Origin of the sequence: Streptosporangium sp. NPDC006007 (assembly GCF_040614315.1) — a bacterium.
In the GTDB taxonomy this organism is placed as follows: Bacteria; Actinomycetota; Actinomycetes; order Streptosporangiales; family Streptosporangiaceae; genus Streptosporangium.
In genome coordinates, this window is sequence record NZ_JBEXUG010000111.1 from 1 (window position 1) to 1,263 (window position 1,263).

At 69.3% G+C, this 1,263-nt stretch carries 1 protein-coding gene; it reads left to right on the top strand.

Annotated features, from left to right (window positions below):
• The first annotated feature begins 103 nt into the window (after nt 1-103).
• Nucleotides 104-1,225 carry an IS630 family transposase gene (locus tag ABZ194_RS30370; protein ID WP_355600445.1) on the top strand — a complete coding sequence of 374 codons (1,122 nt, stop codon included), beginning with the start codon at nt 104-106 and terminating at the stop codon, nt 1,223-1,225.
• Nucleotides 1,226-1,263 lie beyond the last annotated feature (38 nt).

Below are 1,263 nucleotides of genomic sequence, written 5' to 3' on the forward strand. Positions count from 1 at the left end.
CTAGTGCGGTGACCGGGAACGTTCACCGGGTCGCTGCTCGCGGTGGCCAGGCCTGAGCGGGTTGGATGTGAGTCGGCAGATCCAGCTCAGCGCGGGAGGCACGATGGCAGAGCCCGTCAAGGTCCGAAGACTCACCGGCCAAGAAGGACAGAAACTCCAGCAGATCGTGCGCCGGGGCAGCACCAGCTCGGTGCGCTACCGGCGCGCGATGATGCTGCTGGCCTCGGCCGGCGGCAACACGGTGCCGGTCATCGCCCGCCTGGTGGCCGCCGATGAGGACACCGTGCGCGATGTGATCCATCGCTTCAACGAGATCGGTCTGGCCGCACTGGACCCTCGGTGGGCGGGAGGCCGTCCCCGCCTGCTCAGCCCTGACGACGAGAACTTCGTCGTGGCGACGGCCACCACCCGTCCGGCCAAGCTCGGTCAGCCCTTCACCCGCTGGTCGATCCGCAAACTTGCTGCCTACCTGCGCAAAGCACCGGGCCGGATGATCGGAATCGGCCGCGAGGCACTGCGCTGCCTGCTGACCCGCCGCGGTGTCACCTTCCAGCGCACCACCACCTGGAAGGAGTCCAACGATCCCGACTACGACGCCAAGCTGAACCGGATCGAGCACGTCCTGGAGCACTTCCCCGGCCGGGTCTTCGCCTTCGACGAGTTCGGGCCGCTGGGCATCCGCCCCACGGCGGGATCGGGCTGGGCCCTGCGCGGGCGGCCGGACCGGTTGCCGGCCACCTACCGGCGCATTCACGGGGTCACCTACTTCCACGGCTGCTACTCGGTCGGCGACGACACGTTGTGGGGGATCAACCGGCGCCGCAAGGGCATCGATCCCACCTGGGCCGCGCTGAAGTCGATCCGCGCCGCCCGCCCGGACGGCGCCCCGATCTACGTGATCCTGGACAACCTGTCGGCGCACAAGAACTGGCGCATCCGCGCCTGGGCCCGGCGCAACAAGGTCGAGTTGTGCTTCACCCCGACCTACGCCTCCTGGGCCAACCCGATCGAGGCGCACTTCGGGCCGCTGCGGCAGTTCACCATCGCCGGCTCCGACCACCCCAACCATGTGGTGCAGACCCGGGCGCTGCACGCCTATCTGCGCTGGCGCAACGCCAACGCCCGCCACCCCGATGTTCTGGCCGCCCAGCGCCGTGAACGCGTCCGCATCCGCAGCGAAAAGGGCATCCGCTTCGGCGGACGCCCCCTCCCACTTGCCGCGTGATCACCCAACCCGGTGAACGTTCCCGGTCACCGCACTAG

Bases quoted from the DNA above. Each gene is read 5' to 3' on its own strand.
- ABZ194_RS30370 (WP_355600445.1), top strand. From the start codon at position 104: ATGGCAGAGCCCGTCAAGGTCCGAAGACTCACCGGCCAAGAAGGACAG.